Consider the following 8505-nt stretch of genomic DNA (forward strand, 5'->3'; position numbering starts at 1 on the left):
AATGGCTGCTGCCCAACACGCACAGGTATACCTCGAGTTCCTGGATCTCTCCCGTATATTTGTCCGTTATATGGAGCTTTTTACCCGTAAAATCGATGAAGAGCTTGTCGCCCGCCTTATGGGTGAAGTGCATCACTGGCGATGTCTCTTTTGTCCATTCACGGTACCAGTACCTGAACTGGGAGAGCTTGAACCCGTCCGGGTGCTTCGCATGATACTCTTCCCAGAGCAACTGTCGCGTGACACCCGTTTTGCGGAGTTCCTTGTCAAAATAAGGGAAGTACCGCTCTAAGGTCCTCAGCTGTTCGCTCTTGGGCTTTTGGTCCGCCTTGAAGAGCCTGTGGATCTCCTCCAGGGTCATCTCCGAGACCTCGTAGGGCGTCAGCCTGTAGCACTTGAAGAACTCGATGTACTTGGCCACCGTGTTGCGGGAGATGCCAAGTTCCTTGCTGATGCGTCGCTTGCTGGCCCCCTCGCCGTACAATTTGTAAATCCTTTTTGCCTTGCGCATATCTATCTGTTTGTTCGCCATGGTCTTTTTTACAAAAGAAACCATCGCAACACTCAAATAGAATCGATCTTTTTAGTGGCTCACTTTCATCCGCCCCACTATGCTCACTTTGGTCCGCCGCGGGTGGCTCAGTTTGACCCGCCGAAGGTGGTATACTATGCCCGTTTTTTGCACCAATAGAAGCTCTTCCGCTCTCTTCCTCTCCGTGATGTCCGAAAAAAAAATGGTCAATCCTTCTTTGGATGGGTAGAACCTATTTTCAAACCATTTACCAAAAGGAGCATAGTATTCTTCCAGCTCTTGTTTTTGCTGTGTTTCAAAAGCTTTCAATGCCAAATTATAAAAGGGCGTTTCAACAATATCAGGGAATTCTGTCCAAATATGTTTACCGATCAAATTCTCCGGTGCTCTGTCCACAATAGCAGCTGCATTTCCATTGGCATACGTATAGTGCCAATCCCTATCCAAGGATATGATACCATCGCTAATACTGTTCAGGGTAAAATCCAATTGGGAAACCAATTCTTTTTCTTCTATAAAATCATTGTACTTTCTTCTGTAGTTCAATACGGAAAATACCTCTTGATTCACGGAAATATTCTGGAACGTATCTATTTTTCCGTCCGTGATATCCCTCAACAATCCAAGATGGGCTATGATATTGCCTTCCTGATCCCTAATACTTGAAGAAAAGATGGATACGGGGAAACGCCTTCCATCTTTGCGTATATGTAAAGTCTCATGTTCACCGGTCAGGCCTTCTTTTAAGGTTTTCTTAAAGCCATTACTGAAATCCTTTTTTAATTCCTCCGGCCAAAAAGGAAAAGGAGCTTCGGCACCCAATAGTTCATTCTTTTGAAAACCTGTCAATTCGCTGAGGGCGGTATTGACCATTATAATTTTTCCATCGGCGTTGGCAATAAGCAGGCCATCTCGAATGGATTCCACAAAAATATCAGAAAAGCCAAGGTCCAATTTTAATTTTTGAACCAGTGTTTTGTTAATTTCCTCCATATCAAGGACAATGTACTTTCTAACTTAAAAGATGTCTGATTGTACGTGTTAATTTAAATATTTTCGGGGGAATGAACAACATTTTATAATGAGCAAGAAGCTTAAAACAAAATATATAAGGGGATTTGTTTAGGATTTTCCAATCACATAATTCAAGACTTAATTTACTAAAAACTTTGCACCCACACAAAACTTAAGTGAAGTCTAAAAGACAGCCATGGGTACTTTGGAAAAAGCGAACCTTGTCTTTACCTCCATTTGGAACGATTAGGGCTGATCCCTGACCGATATGCCGAGTGCCAAATCATTCCCGATAAAGTTTGTGACAAAACAATTTAAATGGGCATCTGCACTTTTACCCGGGTTTTGTATTTCATTCTGGAACAATCCAGAATGTTCACTCCCTTGTGATGGCAGAAAATAAAGGGAAGACCGCATTCTTTTACGCGTTTATCTATTGGATAGAATGTTGGTTCCCATAACTATTAAGGAAAGATTGATCTTTTGAAATCGCACCACCATTTTGCACTAAATAGTTAAATTAAGACAAACGCCAATTGTGCTAAGAGGATTCAATTAAACTTCCAAAAATGGTAAGCGATTTCTTCTTTTAACCTACAAGTTATTAATAACCCCCATAGATAGTTAATCTCCAAATTTTAAAATGCATCATGGTTAATAATGACAAAATGGTCAAATTAGTTAAATTCGGCACCTCGCAATTTCGACCCTTTCAGAGACCCTATAAAATGGCAAAACAAAAAAAGTTTAGGGCTGCAATTCGTGAAAATGGCAAGGTCAAGTTTATGGCGGAAAGGAACCAGAAGCACGAATGTTGTCAATGTTGAGTTGATGCTCCATTAGACCTATGATCCAAGGATTTTTTAAAACCATCATCAAGGGACAGTTTTTTATGCGCTAAACTTCCCCAAACTTTAGGGCAATTTACAAATAGGTGGATTTAAAACAATCTTTGGTCGGATTTATACCGTATATAAAAATATGGGGCCATTCACCCCCTCAGTACATAACCATTGGAACAGAACAACACTGAATCCGTAAAGTTTCGGGACAAAGCCAATCCTGAGCGGCTATACTTTATAGATGCCCTTCGTGCCTGGGCCATTTTGATGATGCTGCAGGGACACTTCGTATCCGCATTATTGACGGAAAGCTATCGGGAAGAAGGAGGTATGGCCTATTCCCTATGGGCATATCTCAGGGGGGTGACCGCCCCTGTTTTCTTTACCGTAACGGGATTCATCTTCACGTATTTACTCTTCAAAAAATATGAAAAGGGGTGGTCAAATCCACGCGTTAAGAAGGGAATCAAAAGAAGTGGCCTCCTTATTCTCATCGGTTACGTATTGCAGATCAGGTTTGGACGATTGTTGGAAGGCTCGATCAATGCCAGTTTTGACATTGTCCACGTACTACAATGTTTGGGACTCTCCATGCTATTGATCATAGTTCTTTATTTGGCCGCCCATAAGTTCAACAAATACCTGTTCCAGATATTGTTGGGTTCCGTTACCATTTTACTCTTCCTGTCCAATGGCACCGTGAACCAATGGGAGTTTGGTTTGCTGCCCGAATGGCTATCCAATTATTTCACACGGGAAAACGGTTCCGTTTTTACCATGGTGCCCTGGTTTGGTTTTGCAACGGCAGGTGCGTGCCTATCGGGATTTTTTCATTCCCATCTCAACAAGCAAGGATTCTATCCCAAAGTATTTTTGATTACACTTTCTATCGGCATCCTATTGATTTTCCAATCCTATGAGTTCATAAGGGATATGGGAAACCTGACCGACAACCATTTTTTACATAGTGCAATTGATGACAGCTACCTTTTTGCCCGGTTGGGCGTGGTCTTTGTGATCTTTGCCATATTCATCACATTGAGAAACATTTTGGACCATAAGACCATTCTTGATATCGGGCAAAACACATTGTCCATTTATATCCTCCATGCCATGGTGCTTTACGGTAGTATCACGGGACATGGTCTTAGCCGGTATTACCATCATTCCCTATCCCTTTCACATGTTGTCCTAGGGGCCCTATTTTTTCTTATCGCCATTTGTTCTGTGGTCCTAATGGCTGATAGGAAAGTAAAGCAACTCTTTAGCTAAGATTGGTAAAGTCGAGGGTTCACCTCAAGATCTCCATCGCGGTTTATTCCTTTTCTTTTTTGAACGACGTCAAAATCCCAATGGATAGCGACAATGCAATAAATCCCAAGGAAACCCATTCCGGAAAACTATAATGATGTGCCAATATCAATTTTACCCCCACGAAGCTCAGGATGGCCACCAGGCTATATTTAAGGTGGTGAAACCTGTTGATCATATGGGAAAGGAAAAAGTACATCGAGCGAAGACCCAATATGGCAAATATATTGGAGCTGAAGACCAAAAAGGGATCGGAAGTAATGGCCAAAATGGCCGGGACACTGTCCAAGGCGAAAAGGATGTCGGAAAATTCGATGATCACCAAGGCGATGAACAAGGGCGTTGCAGCGGTAATATGGCGCAACTTAATGAAAAACTTCTGCCCTTGCATGTGTGAGGTAATGGGCATGATCTTTCTCAAATTACGATAAACAAAGGATTTCTTTGGATTAAAGGCCTTTTGCTTTGACACCGACATCTTTATGGCGGTAAAAATCAAAAAAGCGCCAAAAATATAGGTCATAAAACTGAACTTTTTGATCAGTGCCACTCCAAAGAATATCATCAGGGCCCGGAACACAATGGCCCCCAAAATTCCCCAGAAGAGTACCCGGTGCTGGTATTTCTGTGGAATGTGGAACGAACCGAAAATCACTGCAATAATAAAGATGTTATCTATGCTTAATGAGAGTTCAATCAGATAGCCAGTAATGTATTTTAAACTGGCCTCCATAGGTGCAAGGGAATCAACATTATCCACCTTTCCTGTTCCATAAAGCCAGTAAACAAGACCTGAAAACAAAATGGACATAGTCACCCAAATACCAGTCCATATTGATGCTTCCCGCACACTGATGATATGTGCCTCCCTGTTAAAGACACCAAGGTCCAATGCCAAGAAAAAAAGGATACCCAGAAGGAAAATGCCCCAGACCACCATAAGTTTAAAATTTTAAGAATCAAAAGTAAACATTGGCAACCGTCAGTCTACAAAAAACCATTAAATAAAAGTGGCCCAAGGGTAAATCCTTATAAAATCTTTATATTCTTCTGGGTAACTTTACCCAAAAAAAGGTTTGGATTTCCTCAGGACGCGGAATTACAGTAAAAAGAAACAGTACACGATAAGTCTCCTGCTCATTGTGGCAACTTCGGTCATCTGTTTCTTTTTGGTAAGTTTTATCGGCTATGGTGCCGTTGCCCTTATACTATTGATGGCGGTCTCCCTCAATGCCATCCTCTTCGATATTTTTCCAGTAATGATATCAGCTCTGTTAAGTGCCCTGATATGGAACTTTTTCTTTATTCCCCCTACAATGACCTTCCACATCGAGACCCCCGAGGATGGCCTTATGTTCTTGATGTACTTTGTCATTGCATCCATCAATGCCGTGCTCACCTTCAAAATCAGGGAATTTGAAAAGAAGCAACGGGACGAGGAAGAGGGGCTCAAATCCATAGCTCTGTACAACACCTTGTTGAATTCCCTTTCCCATGAACTGAGGACGCCAATTGCAACTATTATCGGGGCTGTTGATACTATTAAAGATAACGGTTCCAAGCTTTCGGACAGTAACAGAATTGAGCTTTATTCGGAAATAGAGATTGCAGGCCTTCGGTTGAACCGGCAAGTAGAGAACTTGTTAAGCATGAGCAGGTTGGAGGCTGGGGTTATCAAACCCAAAAAAGATTGGTGCGACATCAATGAAATCATTTTTTCCACCATTAGAAGAAACCACAAGGATGCATTGGACCATAAAATCTTTTTTGATCCCAAAGAACACCTACCTCTTTTCAAATTGGACGGGATTCTATTGGAACATATTTTGCACAACATCATCCATAATGCACTTCAACATACGCCCAAAAATTCGATTGTTACGATTGAGGCCAATGAAACAATGGATGGTTGTATTTTGATGGTTACCGACAATGGAAAAGGGTTTCCCGAAAATGAATTGGGTTCCGTTTTCAAAAAGTTCTACAGACTTGACAATACCGTGGGGGGTACCGGACTCGGTCTTTCGATTGTCAAAGGCTTTACGGAAGCCATGAATGGTAAGGTACAATTGGAAAACAGAAAGGGTACCGGTGCTCTTTTCACCATATCAATTCCAGCGGAAAAAACCCCGATAAATACCCATGAAAATGGATAAGGCGCAAATATTGATCATTGATGATGAGCCCCAGATAAGAAAACTGCTCCAAATCAATCTGGACAGCAATGGCTACAGTACCCTGCAAGCTGCAAATGCCAAAGAGGGCACTGCCCTGGCCGCAAGTCATTTGCCGGACGCCATCCTCTTGGACATTGGATTACCCGATAAAAGCGGTCATGAACTTCTGGTGGATCTCAGGGACTGGTATCAAAAACCTATCATCATCCTATCGGTTCAGGACAATGAACGGGACATCATCAGGGCTTTGGACAATGGCGCATCCGATTACCTCACCAAGCCCTTTAGGACAGGAGAACTCTTGGCCCGTATCCGCTCGGCAATGAGAAGGGATCAAAACATTGAACTCAATTCGACCATCCAATCTGGGGACATTGAAGTCGACCTTGTGGCCAGAACCATCAAAAAACAAGGAAAATTGATCAAGTTGACACAAACTGAATACAACTTATTGGCCCTGTTTGCAAAGAATGAAGGCAAGGTATTGACACACCAGTATATCCTAAATGAGGTCTGGGGCTATGGACATCAGAATGAGACCCAATATTTACGGGTATTTGTAGGTACATTGAGAAAAAAAATAGAGGATAGCCCGAACCATCCTGAACGCATTATTACGGAAAGTGGCGTTGGCTATCGGTTCCAATGAAATTTATAAAATCTTTATCCCTTCTGCCCAATTCTTGATTTTTTGAATATTCTTTTCCCATGATCTTTGTGGCAACAAAACAATAAAACCCCTGAAATGGGATTCATTTTGATAGGGACCATGGAAAACCTGCTGACCTATATAAAGTCGGCTATAGGGTTTCAAACACCCTGTAAATCCTTTGACCGCTCTACCACAAAATGGCCTTCATTGGGTTCCTCCCCTTTAATGCTCCTTTCATTCCAAACTTTTGTCCAATGAACACTAAGGCAGTAATCAACGAGAAAGTCTCGGGTTTGATCGTCAAGCTTTGTTTCAGAATCAACGAACTCAAATATATGTCCGTGGATGAGCCAAGTCCCCCCAATACCTTGCTCTTTGCATACATTTACAATACCGTAAAAGATGGTCTGGATGCCGTTTTGGGTGCCGTGGGCTTAAAAGGCATGCTCAAGGAAGTGGAAAAGACAAAGGATTTTATCCAAAATACATTGACCCTATACAAAATGGGTGGCAATGTGTTGGAAAACAAAACTGAATTCATGGTACTATTGGACAAAATCCTGACCGAAGTGACCAAACTGGAGAACCTACTATCCCAATATTATAAAGGTAAACTATAAATGCCACTTTGGTTTCGGTCATCACTGGCAGCCCAATCTTTATAAAATCTTTATAACTCTATACATACCTTTGCTTTCTCCAAACGAATTATGGTTTTCTATGTCGCTTTTCAAACGGGGAAGGTCAGTGCTTTTTGATTGGGGGTTTTCCAAAGCTCTCTTTCCTCTGGCTTTCTATACCAGCATTATTGGGGTCTTCCTGTTCATTATCGATTTTGGCTTTGATAAATCACAAAAGGTCCAAATTTGGTTCAATACTTTTTATTTCGTAGTAATTGGTTTAGGAATATTGGTCACCGTTTTACGATATACAAGGGGGGCCAAACAATTTAAACGTTCCGTAATTATTTTCGATTCATTTACCATTGTGGTGACCTTGGTAATTCTATATGCCCACTTTTTAGGTGAAGAGGCCCACAGGCATATTTCTTTCCTGTATTCCGATAATTGGGTAAAGTTTGCGATCATACTTACTTTTATTAGGGAGTTTTCCGAACAGGAAATCAACTATAAAAAGACACTGCTCAATCCAGCTCAGTTGTTCATTGCCAGTTTTTTGGGCATTATATTGATTGGTTCACTTTTGTTGCTATTGCCCAATGCCACCCATGATGGCATCTCTTTTTTGGATGCCTTGTTCACCTCTACAAGTGCTGTTTGTGTAACGGGCCTCATTGTTGTGGACACAGGAAGCTATTTCACCGTTTTTGGTCAAACCGTCATTCTTTGCCTTATCCAGGCCGGGGGGATCGGGATACTGACCGTTGCAAGCTACTTCAGTTACTTTTTCAAAGGAGGTGCCTCCTATGAAAACCAGTTGACCTTGAGCGATATGACCGGGAGCAAAAAATTGGGTGAGGTTTTTGGCACTCTGAGGCGTATCCTTATCATTACTTTTTCCATAGAATTGGTTGCGGCACTATTTATCTATTTGAGTATGGACAATCGTTTGTTCACCTCTTTTTTTCATCGTTTCTTTTTTTCGGTGTTCCACGCTGTTTCCGCATTCTGCAATGCAGGTTTCTCCACCTTGCCCAATAGTTTGTACGAAACTGGGTTTCGTTATAATTATATGTTCCAAAGCCTTATTATTGTGGCCTTCGTATTGGGTGGATTGGGTTTTCCTATCGTAGTGAACATCATAAAGTATCTTAAATATTTTATTCTTAGGAAACTGTTTTATTTTACCGGGGAACAAAAAAAGCACAAACCGTGGGTACTTAACCTGAACAGTCGAATTACACTGATAACCACCTCTACCTTGACCATTTTGGGAACAATAATGTTCTATTTCAATGAATATAACAACACCCTGGCAGAACACGATGGCGTTGGTAAGGTTATAACGGCCCTTTTC

7 protein-coding genes and 1 pseudogene are annotated in these 8505 nt (G+C 41.6%); 5 read left to right on the forward strand and 3 right to left on the reverse strand.

Translation table 11 applies throughout. From position 1 onward, the window contains the following. Positions 1–511: pseudogene (locus A7D14_RS08820) on the reverse strand (IS21 family transposase); the annotation flags it as partial. Between the two features lie 72 nt (positions 512–583). Beyond that, positions 584–1525 carry a PAS domain-containing protein gene (locus A7D14_RS08825; RefSeq protein ID WP_067032954.1) on the reverse strand — a complete coding sequence of 314 codons (942 nt, stop codon included), beginning with the start codon at positions 1523–1525 and terminating at the stop codon, positions 584–586. 1034 nt (positions 1526–2559) lie between these two features. On the opposite strand from A7D14_RS08825, the gene A7D14_RS08830 reads away from it, so the two are divergent. Beyond that, positions 2560–3660, forward strand: a complete 1101-nt coding sequence (locus A7D14_RS08830) for a heparan-alpha-glucosaminide N-acetyltransferase domain-containing protein (RefSeq protein WP_067032955.1) — start codon at positions 2560–2562, stop codon at positions 3658–3660. 43 nt (positions 3661–3703) lie between these two features. On the opposite strand, the gene A7D14_RS08835 is transcribed toward A7D14_RS08830, so the two are convergent. After that, entirely contained in the window at positions 3704–4639 is a 936-nt protein-coding gene (locus tag A7D14_RS08835) for a TerC family protein (RefSeq protein ID WP_067032957.1), read from the reverse strand. A gap of 136 nt (positions 4640–4775) precedes the next feature. On the opposite strand from A7D14_RS08835, the gene A7D14_RS08840 reads away from it, so the two are divergent. From A7D14_RS08840 to A7D14_RS08860, 4 genes are all read left to right on the forward strand, one after another. Beyond that, positions 4776–5855, forward strand: a complete 1080-nt coding sequence (locus tag A7D14_RS08840) for an ATP-binding protein (protein WP_255307425.1) — start codon at positions 4776–4778, stop codon at positions 5853–5855. Beyond that, on the forward strand, positions 5848–6525 hold the full coding sequence (locus A7D14_RS08845) for a response regulator (RefSeq protein WP_067032967.1): 678 nt from the start codon (positions 5848–5850) through the stop codon (positions 6523–6525). Before A7D14_RS08840 ends, A7D14_RS08845 begins: the two co-directional genes overlap by 8 nt. Positions 6526–6782: 257 nt before the next feature. Then, positions 6783–7148, forward strand: coding sequence for a hypothetical protein (locus A7D14_RS08855; protein ID WP_067032964.1), 366 nt, complete (start codon positions 6783–6785; stop codon positions 7146–7148). Between the two features lie 100 nt (positions 7149–7248). Then, on the forward strand, positions 7249–8505 hold a 1257-nt coding region (locus A7D14_RS08860), incomplete at its 3' end, for a potassium transporter TrkG (RefSeq protein ID WP_067032965.1).

Origin of the sequence: Allomuricauda sp. CP2A, assembly GCF_001683915.1 — a bacterium.
GTDB lineage: Bacteria > Bacteroidota > Bacteroidia > Flavobacteriales > Flavobacteriaceae > Flagellimonas.

Excerpts from the sequence above, each read along its gene's own strand:
- A7D14_RS08835 (WP_067032957.1), bottom strand. The coding sequence starts at position 4,639 with ATGGTGGTCTGGGGCATTTTCCTTCTGGGTATCCTTTTTTTCTTGGCA.
- A7D14_RS08855 (WP_067032964.1), top strand. The coding sequence starts at position 6,783 with ATGAACACTAAGGCAGTAATCAACGAGAAAGTCTCGGGTTTGATCGTC.
- A7D14_RS08825 (WP_067032954.1), bottom strand. The coding sequence starts at position 1,525 with ATGGAGGAAATTAACAAAACACTGGTTCAAAAATTAAAATTGGACCTT.
- A7D14_RS08845 (WP_067032967.1), top strand. The coding sequence starts at position 5,848 with ATGGATAAGGCGCAAATATTGATCATTGATGATGAGCCCCAGATAAGA.